Source organism: Novosphingobium mississippiense (genome assembly GCF_044029535.1).
Lineage (GTDB): Bacteria > Pseudomonadota > Alphaproteobacteria > Sphingomonadales > Sphingomonadaceae > Novosphingobium.
This window is the reverse complement of record NZ_CP147001.1, coordinates 1,694,091-1,709,906: the sequence shown is the minus strand read 5'-3', so window position 1 is coordinate 1,709,906 and position 15,816 is coordinate 1,694,091. Positions and strand designations below refer to the sequence as shown.

Annotated in this window: 16 protein-coding genes; 10 read left to right on the top strand and 6 right to left on the bottom strand. The window is 64.9% G+C overall.

The window, feature by feature from the left end:
* Together atpA and WBP06_RS08025 are read right to left on the bottom strand one after the other, a co-directional pair.
* Positions 1 to 1,530, bottom strand: a complete 1,530-nt coding sequence (atpA, locus tag WBP06_RS08030) for a F0F1 ATP synthase subunit alpha (RefSeq protein ID WP_395333597.1) — start codon at positions 1,528 to 1,530, stop codon at positions 1 to 3.
* Positions 1,531 to 1,543: 13 nt separating this feature from the next.
* Positions 1,544 to 2,098, bottom strand: a complete 555-nt coding sequence (locus WBP06_RS08025) for a F0F1 ATP synthase subunit delta (protein WP_395333595.1) — start codon at positions 2,096 to 2,098, stop codon at positions 1,544 to 1,546.
* Positions 2,099 to 2,325: 227 nt separating this feature from the next.
* Between WBP06_RS08025 and WBP06_RS08020 the strand changes: the two genes are divergently transcribed.
* Positions 2,326 to 2,820, top strand: a complete 495-nt coding sequence (locus WBP06_RS08020) for a DUF1203 domain-containing protein (protein ID WP_395333593.1) — start codon at positions 2,326 to 2,328, stop codon at positions 2,818 to 2,820.
* A gap of 5 nt (positions 2,821 to 2,825) precedes the next feature.
* A complete protein-coding gene (ada, locus tag WBP06_RS08015; RefSeq protein WP_395334086.1) occupies positions 2,826 to 3,869 on the top strand; it encodes a bifunctional DNA-binding transcriptional regulator/O6-methylguanine-DNA methyltransferase Ada in 1,044 nt (347 codons plus the stop codon).
* Here ada and WBP06_RS08010 read toward each other — a convergent pair.
* Positions 3,854 to 6,019: a primosomal protein N' gene (locus WBP06_RS08010; RefSeq protein ID WP_395333591.1), complete on the bottom strand. Its 2,166-nt coding sequence runs from the start codon at positions 6,017 to 6,019 to the stop codon at positions 3,854 to 3,856. The genes ada and WBP06_RS08010 overlap by 16 nt on opposite strands.
* A gap of 42 nt (positions 6,020 to 6,061) precedes the next feature.
* Between WBP06_RS08010 and WBP06_RS08005 the strand changes: the two genes are divergently transcribed.
* From WBP06_RS08005 to cysS, 5 genes are all read left to right on the top strand, one after another.
* Positions 6,062 to 6,802 carry a DUF4197 domain-containing protein gene (locus WBP06_RS08005; protein WP_395334084.1) on the top strand — a complete coding sequence of 247 codons (741 nt, stop codon included), beginning with the start codon at positions 6,062 to 6,064 and terminating at the stop codon, positions 6,800 to 6,802.
* Positions 6,803 to 6,906: 104 nt separating this feature from the next.
* Complete coding sequence (gene fsa / locus WBP06_RS08000) at positions 6,907 to 7,557, top strand: fructose-6-phosphate aldolase (RefSeq protein WP_395333589.1); 651 nt, start codon at positions 6,907 to 6,909, stop codon at positions 7,555 to 7,557.
* Positions 7,558 to 7,797: 240 nt separating this feature from the next.
* Positions 7,798 to 9,612, top strand: a complete 1,815-nt coding sequence (gene cobT, locus WBP06_RS07995; RefSeq protein ID WP_395333587.1) for a cobaltochelatase subunit CobT — start codon at positions 7,798 to 7,800, stop codon at positions 9,610 to 9,612.
* 86 nt (positions 9,613 to 9,698) lie between these two features.
* Positions 9,699 to 10,361 (top strand): nitroreductase, encoded by a 663-nt coding sequence (locus WBP06_RS07990; protein ID WP_395333585.1) that lies wholly within the window; start codon positions 9,699 to 9,701, stop codon positions 10,359 to 10,361.
* 80 nt (positions 10,362 to 10,441) lie between these two features.
* Positions 10,442 to 11,905, top strand: a complete 1,464-nt coding sequence (gene cysS / locus WBP06_RS07985) for a cysteine--tRNA ligase (RefSeq protein WP_395333583.1) — start codon at positions 10,442 to 10,444, stop codon at positions 11,903 to 11,905.
* Between the two features lie 107 nt (positions 11,906 to 12,012).
* Here cysS and WBP06_RS07980 read toward each other — a convergent pair whose 3' ends face one another.
* Entirely contained in the window at positions 12,013 to 12,729 is a 717-nt protein-coding gene (locus tag WBP06_RS07980; protein WP_395333581.1) for a TonB-dependent receptor, read from the bottom strand.
* Positions 12,730 to 12,790: 61 nt separating this feature from the next.
* On the opposite strand from WBP06_RS07980, the gene WBP06_RS07975 reads away from it, so the two are divergent.
* A complete protein-coding gene (locus tag WBP06_RS07975; RefSeq protein WP_395333579.1) occupies positions 12,791 to 13,729 on the top strand; it encodes a D-2-hydroxyacid dehydrogenase in 939 nt (312 codons plus the stop codon).
* A 3-nt stretch (positions 13,730 to 13,732) separates the two neighbouring features.
* Here WBP06_RS07975 and WBP06_RS07970 read toward each other — a convergent pair whose 3' ends face one another.
* Positions 13,733 to 14,131 carry a hypothetical protein gene (locus tag WBP06_RS07970; protein ID WP_395333577.1) on the bottom strand — a complete coding sequence of 133 codons (399 nt, stop codon included), beginning with the start codon at positions 14,129 to 14,131 and terminating at the stop codon, positions 13,733 to 13,735.
* The gene (locus WBP06_RS07965; protein WP_395333575.1) at positions 14,121 to 14,309 is read right to left on the bottom strand and encodes a hypothetical protein; all 189 of its coding nucleotides are present in this window, start codon (positions 14,307 to 14,309) and stop codon (positions 14,121 to 14,123) included. The genes WBP06_RS07970 and WBP06_RS07965 overlap by 11 nt, the downstream gene beginning before the upstream one ends.
* A gap of 98 nt (positions 14,310 to 14,407) precedes the next feature.
* On the opposite strand from WBP06_RS07965, the gene WBP06_RS07960 reads away from it, so the two are divergent.
* On the top strand, positions 14,408 to 15,040 hold the full coding sequence (locus tag WBP06_RS07960; RefSeq protein WP_395333573.1) for a helix-turn-helix transcriptional regulator: 633 nt from the start codon (positions 14,408 to 14,410) through the stop codon (positions 15,038 to 15,040).
* Between the two features lie 52 nt (positions 15,041 to 15,092).
* Positions 15,093 to 15,776 carry an MBL fold metallo-hydrolase gene (locus WBP06_RS07955; protein WP_395333571.1) on the top strand — a complete coding sequence of 228 codons (684 nt, stop codon included), beginning with the start codon at positions 15,093 to 15,095 and terminating at the stop codon, positions 15,774 to 15,776.
* Positions 15,777 to 15,816: the final 40 nt, after the last annotated feature.

The window sequence follows — 15,816 nt, the reverse complement described above, 5'->3', positions numbered from 1 at the left end:
TCAGGCGAACTGCTTGGCGAACGCGTCGAGCGCAGCCTTGGTCTTCGCCTTGGCTTCGTCGCCGAAGTCCTTGGTCGAACGGATCAGTTCCAGGACGTCGGCGTGCTTCTCGTGCATGAAGTCGAGCATTTCGGCTTCATACTCGGTGACCTTCGACACCGGCAGGGCATCGAGGTAGCCGTTGGTGCCGGCGAAGATCGACACGGTCTGCTCTTCGAACTTCAGCGGCGAGAACTGCTTTTGCTTCAGCAGTTCGGTCAGGCGCGCGCCGCGGTTGAGGAGCTTCTGGGTCGAGGCGTCGAGGTCCGAACCGAACTGGGCGAAGGCCGCCATTTCGCGGTACTGCGCCAGCTCCAGCTTGATCGAGCCGGCAACCTTCTTCATCGCCTTGGTCTGGGCCGAACCGCCGACGCGCGACACCGACAGACCGACGTTGATGGCCGGACGGATGCCCTGATAGAACAGGCCGGTTTCAAGGAAGATCTGGCCGTCGGTGATCGAGATCACGTTGGTCGGAATATAGGCCGAGACGTCGCCAGCCTGCGTTTCGATGATCGGAAGCGCGGTCAGCGAGCCGTTGCCGTTCTCGTCGTTCATCTTCGCGGCGCGCTCAAGCAGGCGGCTGTGAAGATAGAACACGTCGCCCGGGTAGGCTTCGCGGCCCGGCGGACGGCGGAGCAGCAGCGACATCTGGCGATAGGCGACGGCCTGCTTCGAAAGGTCGTCGTACACGATCACGGCGTGCATGCCGTTGTCGCGGAAGAACTCACCCATCGCGGCGCCGGTGTAGGGCGCGAGGTACTGCAGCGGAGCCGGTTCCGAAGCAGTGGCGGCGATGACGATGGAGTATTCCATCGCGCCGTTCTCTTCGAGCTGGCGCACGATCTGCGCAACGGTCGAGCGCTTTTGGCCGACGGCGACGTAGATGCAGTAGAGCTTCTTGGATTCGTCGGTGCCGGCGTTCGCTTCCTTCTGGTTGATGAAGGTGTCGATCGCGACGGCGGTCTTGCCGGTCTGGCGGTCACCGATGATCAGTTCGCGCTGGCCACGGCCCACGGGCACCAGAGCGTCGATCGCCTTGAGGCCGGTCTGCACGGGTTCGTGCACCGACTTGCGCGGGATGATGCCGGGGGCCTTGGCTTCAACGCGGGCGCGCTTGTCGGCAACGATCGGGCCCTTGCCGTCGATCGGGTTGCCAAGAGCGTCCACCACGCGGCCCAGCAGGCCCTTGCCGACGGGAACGTCGACGATGGTGTTGGTGCGCTTGACGCTGTCGCCTTCCTTGATCTCGGCGTCCGAGCCGAAGATCACGACGCCGACGTTGTCGGCTTCGAGGTTGAGGGCCATGCCCTGCACACCGTTGGCGAATTCGACCATTTCGCCGGCCTGGACCTTGTCGAGGCCGTGGATGCGGGCGATGCCGTCACCCACCGAGAGCACGGAACCGACTTCCGAAACCTGGGCTTCGGTGCCGAAATTGGCGATCTGGTCCTTGATGACCTTCGAGATTTCTGCGGCGCGGATGTCCATTGTGGTGCCTTTCTTAGCCCTTCATGGCCTGGGCGAGCGAATTGAGACGGGTGCGGATCGAGCTGTCGATGCGCTTGGAGCCGATGGTGACGACCAGGCCGCCGAGCAGATCGGCGTCAACGCTGGTCTTCACGCTGATCTTGCGGCCTTCGCGCAGTTCCAGCTTCTGGCGCAGTTCTTCGACTTGCGCGTCGTTGAGCGGGTGCGCCGTGGTGACTTCGGCAGTCGCCTCGCCGCGCTGGGCGGCAGCGATCGCGACGAAGGCGCGAATGATCTCGGGCAGCGCGGACAGGCGGCGATTGGCCGCCAGCACGCCGACGAAGTTCTTCGTTAGGGCGGAGAGGCCAAGCACGTCGGCCACAGCCTCCATGGCCGCGCCGGCCGCCTTGCGGCTGATTTCGGGGTTGCGAATCAGGTCGGCGAGGTCGCCGCTTTCCTTGATCGCAGCGCCGATACGGTCGAGGTCGCCCTCGACGTTCGTTACGACGCCGTTCTCGCTGGCAAGGTCAAACAGCGCCGAAGCGTAGCGCCCTTGCAAGCTGGCTTTGATGCCGCCGGAATTCTCCACGCGTGTCCTATCCTTACATCGGGTGGGCTGAGGCACTTGGGTACACGACTTTGCCGTGCCCCCCGGCCCGCAGACGGGGCGCGCATAGCGACGATAGTGTTACTATGCAAGGTGCGGGAGGACGCCTGGGGACAATGCCTAAAAAAGCGGTTTGAAAGCAAGGTGCGGGAAGTGCCGATCATGCAGGTGCTGCAGAACTTCGGTCGAAGCGTGGCAGGAGTATGGCAGTGAGCTTTCGAATCGTTGGCCTGGAGGCAGGCCCCTTTGCCGATTATTTTCGCATGAGTGACGCGGAACTGAGACGTTCCGGCGCCCGGGTGCTGATCGCCGACGCCCACCCCGGCTATCCCTGCCGGGTCAGCCTGGAGGATGCGCGGGAGGGAGAGCGGGTTCTGTTGGTGAACTTCACCAGCCACGGTTTCACCGATGGTTCAGCGCCGCATCCCTATCGCACCGCGTATGCGATATATGTGCGCGATGGCGCGTCGCAGGCCGAACCGGTGACCGATCGGCTGCCGCCGGTGTTCGCAGGGCGCACGATGTCGCTGCGGGGATTCGATCAGGAGGGCATGATGGTGCGGGCGCTGCTTGCCGGTCCTGGCGAGGTGGAAGAGGGCATTGCCACACTCTTTGCGGAACCGCGCGTGGCTTGCATTCACGCGCACAATGCCGCCTATGGCTGCTTTGCGGCCCGGATAGAACGAGAGGGAGACGGACAGTGAACCTCATGACCACTCTCGTCGATGACGAGCGCGCCTGGCAGGCGGTGCTCGCGCGCGACAAGTCGTTCGACGGGCGCTTCGTGACCGGCGTGCTCTCTACCGGCATCTATTGCCGCCCGTCCTGTTCGGCGCGCCATCCCAAGCGGGAGAACGTGCGCTTCTTCACCGAGGCTTGCGAGGCCGAGCACGCAGGGCTGCGCGCGTGCATGCGGTGCCGGCCCAACGAAGTCTCGCGCGACGAGGAAGCGGTGACCCGCGCGCTGGCGATGCTGGATGAGCTGCGCGATGTCGCGCCCGGCCTTGCCGAGCTGGCGGAAGCGGTGGGGTACAGTCCCACGCATTTCCAGCGGGTGTTCAAGCGCGCGGTCGGCCTGTCTCCGGCTGAATATGGCCGTGCGCGCCGCTTCGACCGGGCCGGAGAAGCCCTCAGCGGCGGGGCCAGCGTGACCGAGGCGATCTATGAGGCCGGCTTCGGCGCCGCTTCTCGCTTCTACGAAAGTAGTGACGAGCGTTTGGGCATGGTGCCCTCGGCTTGGCGCAACGGCGGGGCAGGGGTGGCGATCCACTGGTCGGTGGTGTCCACGACGCTGGGGCCGATGCTGGTGGCCGCCACCGACAAGGGCGTGTGCCGGCTTTCGTTCGGTGAGGGGCGTGAAGAACTGGCAGAGCGCTTCCCCAAGGCCGAACTGGTCGAAGGCGGTGAGGGTTTCCACCGCGTGGCCAAGGATGTGGTCGCCGCTGTGGAGCAGCCCGGCCAGTCACGTGCGATCCCGCTCGATGTGCAGGGCACAGCTTTCCAGCAGGCGGTCTGGCGCGAATTGCAGCGCATTCCCGCCGGCGAGACGCGGACTTACGCACAGATCGCCGCCGCCGTCGGCAAGCCTGGCGCGGTGCGTGCGACAGGCTCGGCCAATGGCGCGAACAATGTGGCGGTGCTGATCCCTTGCCACCGCGTGATCCGCTCGGACGGATCGATCGGCGGCTATGCCTATGGCGAAGGGATCAAGCGCGAGCTGCTCCGGCGCGAGAACGCTCAGACGAAGCTATAGGGATCCACGTCGATATTTACGCGTACGCCGCGTGGAAATTGAAGCGGTTCCAGCCATTCCCTCAGAACCTTCTGAAGTTCTGCGGAGCGACGCGCATTGATCAGCAGGCGGAAGCGGTGGCGTCCACGCAGCAGCGATAGCGGTGCCGGGGCAGGGCCTAGCACCAGCATGTCCGGCAGGTTCGGCGCGGTGCCACCGATGGCGCGGGCGGCTGCCTTGGCTTCGGCCTGATCCTCCGACGAGACGATGATCGCCGCCCAACGCCCGAACGGCGGAGCGTTGGCATCGCGCCGAGCCTCGATTTCTGCAGCGTAGAAGGCGTCGCGATCACCGGCTGCCAGCGCCGCGATAACCGAGGCTTCGGGGTGGCGCGTCTGGATCAGCACTTCGCCCGGCTTCTCGCCGCGCCCCGCACGTCCGGCGACCTGTGCGACCTGCTGATAGGTCCGCTCTGCGGCGCGCAAGTCTCCGCCCTCAAGCCCAAGATCAGCGTCGACCACGCCGACCAGCGTCAATTCGGGGAAGTGATAGCCCTTGGTGACGAGCTGCGTGCCGACGATCACGTCGATGGCCTTGGCCTCCGCCTTGGCGACGAATTCGTTCATCGCCTCGGCCGTGTTCATCGTGTCCGACGTGACCAGCGCGACGCGCGCTTCGGGCAGGATTTCCGCCACTTCGTCGGCAATCCGCTCCACGCCCGGCCCGCAGGCGACCAGGCAGTCGCCGGTACCGCATTCCGGACATGCCTCCGGCACCGGCACTTCATGACCGCAGTGATGGCAGGCGAGCCGCTTCGAGAAGCGGTGCTCCACCAGCCAGGCCGTGCAGTTTGGGCACTGGAAGCGATATCCGCAGTGGCGGCATAATGTCAGTGGTGCATAGCCACGGCGGTTGAGGAACAGCAGCGATTGTTCGCCGCGCTCAAGGCGGGCCTTCATCTCCTCGACAAGACGCGGAGCAAGCCACTTGCCGCGCTCCGGCGCCTCCTTGCGCAAGTCCACGATCTGGATGTCGGGTAATTGCGCGCCGCCGAAGCGGGCGGGCAGGTCGATCTTCCTGTAGACCCCGGCTTCGGCCAGTTGCATTGTTTCCAGTGCCGGCGTCGCGCTGGCGAGGATCACGGGAAACGCTTCGAACTTGGCGCGCATCACCGCCACGTCGCGGGCATTGTAGCGCACGCCGTCGTCCTGCTTGAACGAGATTTCGTGCGCCTCGTCCACCACGATCAGGCCGAGGTTCGCGTAGGGCAGGAACAGGGCCGAGCGGGCACCTACAATGACCTGAGCCTGTCCTTGGACGATCGCACGCCATGCGCGGCGGCGCTCGCTGGATTTCAATGAGGAGTGCCAGAGGATCGGTGGCACCCCGAAGCGATGTTCGAAGCGGCGCAGGAAGTTTTCGGTCAGCGCGATCTCCGGCAGCAGCACCAGCACCTGCCGGTTGCGGCGCAGCGCTTCGGCCACGGCTTCGAAGTAGGTCTCCGTCTTGCCCGATCCAGTGACGCCATCGAGCAGGAAGGGCGCGAACTTGTGCGTCTGCACTGCCTCCACGAAAGTGTCTGCCGCCGCTTGCTGGCCTTCGGACAGTTCCGGCACCGCGAATTGCGGATTGGCGCGCGGGTAGGGGCGGTCGAGGTCGACCACCACCGGTTCCAGCAATCCGGCGCCGACCATGCCGCGCAGCACGCCTTCGGATACCGAGGCGAGTTCCGCCAGTTCCTTGATAGAGGCCTGTTCGCCCTGCAGCGCATCCAGCGCCGCCGCGCGTTGCGGGGTGAGGCGGGCCGGTTCCTCGCCCGTCAGCCGGTACTCCGTGGTCGTGCCGCCGCCGCGCAATGCCGCCATCGATCCCAGCGACATGCGCGCCACCGAGGAGAGCGAGGCGCAATAATAGTCCGCAGTCCACTCGATCAACCGGCGCAGCCGCTCGGGGATAGGGGGCACCGGCAGCACTTCCAGAATCGGTCTGAGTTTGCTTTCAGGCACTTCTTGCGCGCTCAGGCGTTCCGCTTCCCACACGATCCCCAAAACCTGACGGGGGCCGAGCGGCGCGATCACCACGGATCCGTATTCGACCTGCTTACCCTCGGGCACGCGGTAGTCGAGCACGCCCAGCGCGGCATTGAAGACAAGGATTCGAATGCGTTTCATCTGAAATGCATATAGGCATTGAGGTAAGGGCACGTGAAGGAGATGATGATGGTGAATTGGGGATCGCCTGAATCTGTCGGGCAGCAGGACGATTATGTGATGGCCCGCCGCACGGTGCTGGGCGGGCTGGTGGCCATGGGGGCGCTGGTGCTTTCCGGCTGTGCGACGAGCGGGATCGGCAGTGCACTTACCGGCGGCAGCGCCACCGATGCAGAGCCGGTGCGCCGCCTGATGCGCTTCTCCTCCGAACGCGCGTTCACCTGGCTGGTGCAGCCCGATGGCTTCTGGACCAGCCCTGTCGCGCGCATTCCGCTGCCGGTGCTGTTCACGCGCACGGGCAGGACGTCATCGCCCAGCCTGCGCGATCCCAAGTTCAAGCTGGAGCTTCAGCACCAGCTCAACACGATCGCCGGCAAGAGCGCGGGCGCGGCAGCGCCCCTGGTGGCGCAGGCCACCAAGCAGGTCGCTATCCCCGACCCCGCCGGCGTGCTGCGCGGGGGCAAGACCGAGGCGACCACGCTTCTGCGCAATTCGATGGGGCCGGCCCTCGTCAACGCGATGATGCCGGGGATCGAGGCTGCCATGCAGCAGACCACCGATCCCACATTGTCCAAGGCGATCGCCTCGCTGAAGGGGGTGACGATCACGGACGCGGCACATGCCTTGGCGCTCGAGGCCGACAATTCAATCTGGTACGAGATCGGCTCGGCAGAGGCGTCGATCCGGCAGGACCCGTCGCAGACCAACGATCCCTTGCTGATGGGCATATTCAAGGCTGGCTGAGGTTCGGGCGGGGTATCCAGAAAGGCCGTGCTTGCCTATAGGGGCGCCAGATTCGCCCCGGGCAGGTGCTTTCCGGTGGCGATAGCCATTACAGGAACCCCGCCATGAAGTTCTTCGTCGACACCGCCGACACTGCCGAAATCGCTGAGCTTGCCGCCACCGGCCTGCTTGACGGCGTGACCACCAACCCCTCGCTGATCGCCAAATCCGGCCGTGACTTCATCGAAGTTACCAAGGAAATCTGCGGTCTCACCGATGGTCCGGTCAGCGCCGAAGTCGTCGCGCTCGACCACGCAGGCATGATGCGTGAGGCCGAAATCCTCCGCAAGATCGCCAACAACGTCTGCATCAAGGTGCCGCTGACCTTTGACGGCCTGAAGACCTGCAAGGCGCTGACCAGCGACGGCACCATGGTGAACGTCACGCTGTGCTTCTCGGCCAACCAGGCGCTGCTCGCCGCCAAGGCCGGCGCGTCGTTCATCTCGCCCTTCGTGGGCCGTCATGACGACAACGGCTTCGATGGCATGGACCTGATCCGCGACATCCGCCTGATCTACGACAACTACGCGTTCGAGACCGAGATCCTCGCCGCTTCGATCCGCCACCCCGTGCACGTTCTGGAATGCGCCCGCATCGGTGCGGACGTGGCGACGATGCCGCCGGCGGTCATCAAGAACCTGGTCAAGCACGTGCTGACCGACAAGGGCATCGAAGGCTTCATGGCCGACTGGGCCAAGACCGGCCAGTCGCTCTAAATTCAAGTTAAGGCCCACCCCCAACCCCTCCCGCATGCGGGAGGGGAGTGCCAGCGCAACGCTTAGGCGTGGCGCAATTCTGCCCTCCCGCCAGCGGGAGGGCCGCGAGACTTGCCGGCTAGTCGCAGCGGGGTGGGCCGGCGCAAGCTCGGAAAATGAAACGCCGGAGCCGCATCGCGCCTCCGGCGTTTTACATTGCTGCGTCTTGCACCTGCGCGGCGATGTCGCCATTGAGCGATCATGTCCGATGAAACACCTGTCGACCGCTTCAAGTTTGCGCTGACCGGCGCCGCGCGCGCCATCGCCCACGATGCCGAAGTAGAGGTCAACTGGACCGCCGATGCCCCCAGCGCCACCGGGGGCACCTTCCGCATCCCGATGCCGGGCCGCTCCGTGCCCCGCGCCGCCGCCATGCAGGCGCGCGGATTTTCCGACAGTTTCGCGCTGAAGCTGCGCCACCACAACGAGGCGCTGCACCGTCGCAATGCGCCCTCCGAACCCTCGGCACGCGCCTGTTACGACGCGGTGGAGATGGTGCGGTACGAGGCGCTGGGCGCCAATGCCTATGCCGGCATGCGCGACAATCTGGACGCCTCGCTGGAGGCCCGCATCGCCAGCGACCCGATCTCCCGCGCCGATGCGCCGGACAAGGTGCCGGTGCCGACCGCGCTGGCACTGCTGCTGCGCGAGCGTCTGACCGGCCAGCCCGTGCCCGACGTGGCGCATGAGGGCGTGCAGATGGTCCGCCGCTGGATCGAATCGAAGGCGGGCGACGATTTCGACGCGCTGGCCGGACTGCTGGAGGACCAGAAGGCCTTCCAGAAGCTCTCGCTCGACATGCTCGCCCACCTTGAGATGACGCAGGCCGACGAAGTGGACCTGCCGCCCGAAGACGCCGATGAGATGGATGGCGACGAGCAGACCGAGGAAGACGAGACCGGCGACGAAAGCGGGCGCGAAGAGCAACCCGCCGAAGCCGCTGCCGAACCTTCCAAGGGCGAGGATCAGGGCGAAAGCGAAGCCGAGGGTGAAAACCCTGAGGACATGGACGAGGGGCAGGAAGGTGACGAGGGCGATGAGGGGATGCTCCCCGTCCGTCCGAACCGCCCGTGGACCGATATTCCCGACAGCTTCGACTACAAGGTCTTTACCGAGGCGTTCGACGAAGTGGTCGGCGCGGCGGACCTTTGTGATGAGGAAGAACTCACCCGCCTGCGCGCTTATCTCGATGCGCAGTTGAAGGGGCTTCAGGGTGTCGTCACCCGCCTTGCCAACCGCCTCCAGCGGCGCCTGATGGCGCAGCAGAACCGTTCGTGGGACTTCGACCAGGAAGAAGGTATGCTCGACGCCGCGCGACTGGCGCGCGTGGTCGTCTCGCCCGGCCAGTCGCTGTCCTACAAGATCGAGCGCGATGTCGAGTTCAAGGACACCGTCGTCACGCTGCTGCTCGACAACTCCGGATCGATGCGCGGGCGGCCGATCTCTATCGCGGCGATCAGCGCGGACGTGCTGGCGCGCACGCTGGAACGCTGCGGCGTGAAGGTGGAAATCCTGGGCTTCACCACCCGCGCGTGGAAGGGCGGGCAGAGCCGCGAGGCATGGCTGGCCAGTGGCCGTCCCGCCCATCCGGGCCGCCTCAACGACCTGCGCCACATCGTCTACAAGAAGGCGGACGAGCCCTGGCGCCGCGCGCGCAAGAACCTTGGCCTGATGATGCGCGAGGGGCTGCTGAAGGAGAACATCGACGGGGAGGCGCTGCTCTGGGCGCACAACCGCATGCTCGCCCGGCAGGAGGATCGCCGCATCCTGATGGTGATTTCCGACGGCGCGCCGGTGGACGATTCAACGCTTTCGGTGAACTCCGCCGGCTACCTTGAGGCGCACCTGCGCCGTGTGATCGAATGGATCGAGGCAAAGAGCCCGGTCCAACTCGTCGCCATCGGCATCGGCCACGACGTGACGCGCTATTACCGCCGCGCCGTGACGATCATGGATGCCGAGCAGTTGGGCGGCACGATGATCGAGCAGTTGGCGGGGCTTTTCGAGGAAGAGTGATTTTTCTACCGGTCGGTATTGAATATAGGCCGACCGGCCCCAAGTTCGGCGCCGGGTTGCAAACCCCCGCCAACGAAGGGAATTTCATGAACGTTACCGACGCCGTCCTCAGCCGCCGCTCGATCCGCGCCTTCAGCGACGAGCCGGTGAGCCTCGACGTGCTGCGCCGCGTGCTCGACAAGGCGCGCATGGCACCTTCGGGCTGCAACTTCCAGCCCTGGGAAGCGACCGTGCTGACCGGCGAACCGTTGAAGGCGCTTCAGGACAAGATGCTGGCCAGCCAGCCGCAAGATCCGGAAGAATACAACTGGTCCGCACCGATGCAGTCGCCCCGCCACGCGGCACGCCTTCAGGAACTGGGCGGCTTCATGTACGGCGCGATGGGCATCGCCCGTGATGACAGCGAAGGCCGCAAGGCGTTCATGAACCAGAACGTCACCTCGTTCGGCGCACCCGCGCTGCTGGTCTGCTATTTCGAGCGCTTCATGGGGTCGCCGCAGTGGTCGGACGTGGGCATGTGGCTGCAGACGATCATGCTGCTGCTGCGCGAAGAAGGGCTCGATTCCTGCCCGCAGGAATGGATGGGCCTCTACGCCCGGCTTATCAAGGATCACATCGGCGTGTCGGACGAGACGCATCTGCTGTTCTGCGGCCTTTCGATCGGCAAGCGCCTCGATGTGCCGGTAAACGGCTTCGACCGCCCGCGCGTTGCGCTGGACGAGCAGGTGAAGTTCGTCGGTTTCGAATGACAGGAATGCCGGGCGTGGCTTGACTGCGCCCGGCTCCTGCCTAATTGCCCTGCGTCATGACCGAACCCAAGACAAGCCCAATGCCTTTGGCGCTGTTCAACAGCCTGACCCGCCAGCTGGAACCGTTCCAGCCCGTCCACGCCGGCGAGGCGCGGGTCTATACCTGCGGGCCGACGGTCTACAATTACCCCCACATCGGCAACATGCGCGCCTACGTCTTCGCGGACATTCTGGGCCGGACGCTCAGCCATGCGGGATACAAGCTTACCCATGTCATCAACATCACCGATGTCGGCCACCTGACCGACGATGCCGATGCGGGTGAGGACAAGATGGAGAAGATGGCGCGGACCCAGGCGCAGTCGATCTGGGACATCGCCGCGCATTACACGCAGGCGTATTGGGCGGACATCAAGGCGCTGAACATCCGTCAGCCGGCCAAGTGGTCGATCGCGACGGATTACGTTCCGCAGATGATCGAATTTGCCGAGAAGATCGCGCCAAATCATTGCTACGAACTGGAAAGCGGCCTCTATTTCGACGTGTCCACCGTCGCCGACTATGGCCGTCTTGCGCGCGCCGTGACCGATGAGGGCGCCAATGTTCTGGGGGGGCGCATCGAAACGGTAGAGGGCAAGCGCAACGCCGCCGACTTCGCGATCTGGCGCAAGACGCCTGCTGGCGAAAAGCGGCAGATGGAATGGGATTCGCCGTGGGGCAAGGGCGCCCCCGGTTGGCATCTCGAATGCTCGGTAATGTCGGGCGATCTGCTCGGCTTCCCGTTCGACATCCACACCGGCGGCATCGACCACCGCGAGATCCACCACCCCAACGAGATTGCGCAGAACCAGGCGTTCTGCTGCCAGCCCGAAGACGCTTGCGGCCTAGACGTGCCTGCAAATTCGGGCGCCAACGTGTGGATGCACAACAATTTCCTCGTCGAGCGTTCCGGCAAGATGAGCAAGTCCTCGGGCGAGTTCCTGCGGCTGCAACTGCTGATCGACAAGGGCTACCACCCGCTGGGCTACCGCATGATGTGCCTTCAGGCGCACTACCGATCGGAGCTGGAATTCTCGTGGGAGGGGCTGGCCGCCGCGCTGGTGCGCCTTAAGCGCATGATCATGGTGGTGGAGCGTCTGGGCGACGTGGAAGCGGGCGATCCCAACCACCCCAAGCTCGTGCCGATGCTCGAAACGTTCGAGAAGGCGATCGGGGACGACCTCAACACCGCGGTCGCGCTGACGGCGCTGGAGGATGTGTTGGCCGCCAAGAAGGTCGATCCTTCGGTGAAGCGCGCTGTGGTGGAGCGGATGGACGCGGTGCTCGGCCTCGACCTGTTTGGCACCGGCCGTGCCGACTTGCGCCTCCGCCCGAAAACGGCCGAGATCACCGAGGCAGAGATCGAAGACGTGCTCGTCCGCCGGAAGGCTGCCCGAGCGGAGAAGGACTTCGCCACGTCCGATGCCCTGCGCGATGAACTCGCCGCCAAGGGGGTGGAGGCGATGGACGGCGATCCGCTCGGCTGGGAATGGAAGCTGGGCTGACGTTCTAGAGCCGTTGATCCGATTGCATCGGATCAACGGCTCTAAGATTTTGGTTACCGCGTTTTCCGAGTCATCAGGTGATTCCACCCGATTAAAAAACGCTCTAACTAACGCTTGGGCACGACCGTCAGCTTGTACGGCATGTACAGCAGCACTTCCGAAAGCCCCGAGCGTGCCCATTCGACCGGGCGGTTGAGGCCTTCGATCTCCACGCCGTAGCCGTCGCCAAGGCGGGCCGCCATGGCCTTGGCATCGGTGGCGATGGCATCGGCGATCTGGCCGCGATACTGGTCGGGGGCGACGACCGACAGCGAGAGGTCGTTGCTCTCCGTCAGCAGTGCGCGGCCCACTGGCTTCACCGATTTGACGTAGCCGGTGATCGCGGCCTGGGCGCCTTGCGCGTCCATCGATCCCGCCAGCGGCACTTTCACCAGGAAGCTCGTCCGCTGGCTGTCCGGCCGCGAATCGTTGCTGAGCGAAAGTTCCCGATAATTCTGCGGGGTGAGCGGTTGCAGCGTCCGCTCTCCGTAGGCCAGTTGCACGCCGGAGCGCGGCGCCGCTGCGATGGCGGCCCGGATCATGTCGTAGATTTCGCTTTCCCGTTGCGCCTTGTCGCGGCTGTCACCGGAAACGGTGACTGCCACCACCGCGAAGTCCGCTTTGCGGCGCAGGCCGACGGCGGGCATCTCCGCCGCGTAGTCGTCCGCCTCGCGCCGCGTGGCCGTGACCACCACTTCCTGCGAGCCTTCGTCCTGCGCCATTGCGCCTGCCGGGATGATCGATCCCAGAAACGCAACCGCGAATACCCATTCCCGGCTTGCCATGTCCGCTCCCCCTGCCAATTTCATCCCGGTTCAAGTTGTTACGCCGTTCCGGAGCCTGTCAATGACCATTGCCCTGATCAATGCCCAATCGCGCGCGCTGCTTGAAGGCAAGCTGCCGGACGGGGTGGAGCCACTGTGGTGGGATGGCGAGGAGGATCTGTTGACCAAGGCGCCGCGGGCCGATCTGGCGTGGCTGGATCCGGTGCGCCCGGCGCTGGCGGCGGAAGCGATTGCCCGTATGGAGAAGCTGCGCTGGTACATGGCGATGTCGTCCGGCGTGGACTGGCTGCCGCTCGACCTGTTTCGTGACCGCGGTGTCACCCTCACCAACGGGGCAGGCATCCATGCGCAGAGCGTGGCCGAATATGCGGTGATGGGGATGCTGACTACGGCCAAGGGCTGGCGCCAGGTGGTGCGTGCGCAGGATCGACACGAATGGCTGGCTGAACCGCCGGGCAAGGCGGAACTGCTCGATTCGAAAGTACTTGTGCTGGGCGCTGGGGAAATTGGCGGGCGGATCACCGAAATCCTGCGGGTGTTCGGGGCCGAGGTGACCGTGGCGCGCCGCCGTGCCGGCGCGAACGAACTTGGGCCGGACGAATGGCGCGCCGCGCTGGGGCGGTTCGATTGGGTGATCGTGATCGTACCCTCGACCCCCGAGACCTATCGCATGTTCGGATCGGCGGAGCTTGCGGCGATGAAGCCTGGGGCGGTGCTGCTCAACTTTGCGCGGGGCACGGTGATCGATCAGGATGCGCTGCTGGCGGCGATCGATTCGGGGCACCTGGGCGGAGCGTTCCTGGACGTTACCGATCCCGAGCCGCTTCCCGCCGACCACCCCCTTTGGTCGCGCGAGAATGTGCATGTTTCCATGCATTTGTCCGGCCGGGCGCAGGATGCGCTGTTTCAGCGGGGGGCGGCGCGGTTTCTGGATAATCTTGGGCGATTCGTGCGCGGTGAGTCGCTCGCGCACGTGGTCGACCTGTCCCAAGGGTACTGAGACTCAGCTTTCGTCGAGCAGCAGCAGTTCCACTTCCACGATCATGCGCGGCGGCGGCCCGGTCTCATGGCCGACCGAGGCGATCGTGGCGTCGGCCACCAGTTGCCCGGGAATCGCGAATTCGTGATCGGGCAGGGCGGCGATCAGTGCTTCGGCCGCGTCGACCGCCGGTTGCCCGGTGAATTCCAGCGCGATGGTGTGGCGCGATCCGGAAAAGGTCGCGCTGCTCCACGGTCGTTCGGCATGATGGCGGAATTCGGCCTGCGGCCCCGCCAGCGTCAGAACTTCCGACAGCAGGGCCAGCCACGGTCCGCGTGCGCGCCGTTCGGAGCCGAATGCCTGCCGGACGGCGATACGCGCGGCGTCGCGCGGCGATGCTTTATCGGCAGGATCAGCGCGCACGGCCGGTCTCCAGATAGGCGGTCATGAAGTTTTCGACGCGGGCGGCCGTGCCCTCGCGCGGCACGCGGCCATTGCGCAGATCCCCGACGAAACGCGGATCGTGCGCGGCGAGTCGGCCGAACTTGGTGCAGGGCATGTGCGTGATTTTCAGGAAATTTTCGATCTGGCGCAGGAGCATTTTTCGGGTGTCCTCCTATCGGGGTGTGGATATGTTCCCTAAATGTTCCAACTGAAATCCTACTTGTCTAGGAAATTTCCTTCGCATAGGATTACATTGTGGAAACCGCTGATGCCCGTGCTCGCCTGCTGGAACTCGCCGATGGGCGGGGAGTAAGCCTCTCTGCATTGTCCCGCATGATCGGCAAAAATGCGAGTTATCTCCAGCAGTTCATCAAGAAGGGCAGCCCCCGGAAACTGGAAGAGGCCGATCGCGGCACGTTGGCCCGCTTCTTTGGCGTGGATGAAGGAGAGCTGGGTAAGGTTAAGGAAAAATATCGCGATGCGGGCGGTTGGATGGATGTTCCGCGGCTGACGGTGGGCGCGTCGGCCGGCCCGGGTTCTCACGCGGGGGCGGAGGAGGTTTTTGGAACGCTGCGCTTCTCCGACCGCTGGCTGCGATCGATGGGGCTGCGGCCTGACACGCTTTCGGCGATTACCGTCACCGGTGATTCGATGGAGCCGACTCTGCGCCACGGCGACGAAATCCTGGTCGACAGCAATTGGCAGCCGCTGCGCGAGGGGATCCATGTCGTGCGGCTAGACGATGCCGTGCTGGTCAAGCGGCTTGGCGTGCTGGGGGCGGAGCGCATTACCCTCATCAGCGATAATCCGGCCTACCGTCCGATCGAGTGCGGGCTGGATGAAGTGATCGTGATCGGGCGCGCCGTCTGGAAGGGTGGCCGGATCTGACGGCTCATCCGGAAGCGTTGCATTCGGGCCGGCTTGCCGCCATTTCCGGGGCATGACCGAGAACACCGACGAACGCCCGATGCGCGTGGGAATCATTCCCGTCACGCCGCTGCAGCAGAATTGCTCCCTGATATGGTGCACCAAGACGATGCGCGGGGCCTTCGTCGATCCTGGCGGCGATCTGCCCAAGCTGCGCCAGGCGCTGGAGAAGACGGGGGTGACGCTGGAGAAGATCCTGATCACCCACGGGCATCTGGACCACTGTGGCATGGCCGGCGTCTTCGCCAGGGAAATGGGCGTGCCGATCGAGGGGCCGCAGCAGGAAGACCGCTTCTGGATCGCCAAACTCAATGACGATGGCCCGCGCTGGAACATGGAAGCGCACACGTTCGAGCCCGATCGCTGGCTGGAAAATGGCGACAAGGTGACGGTGGGTGAGCTTGAGCTGGATGTGGTGCACTGCCCGGGGCACACGCCGGGGCACGTAGTTTTCCATCATGCCCCCAGCAAGTTCGCCATGGTGGGTGACGTGCTGTTCAACGGCGGCATTGGCCGCTGGGATTTCCCGCGCGGCAATCTGGAGGATCTGGTGAATTCGATCACGCAGGGCCTCTGGCCGCTGGGTGACGATGTGACGTTCGTGCCCGGCCACGGTCCGATCAGCACGTTCGGTGATGAGCGCCGGAGCAATCCCTTCGTCGGCGACGCCGCGCTGGAGCGTGGCCTGCCGGCCTGAAGCCCGACCTGAACCATGGCCTGAAGCGTGGCCTGAAGCG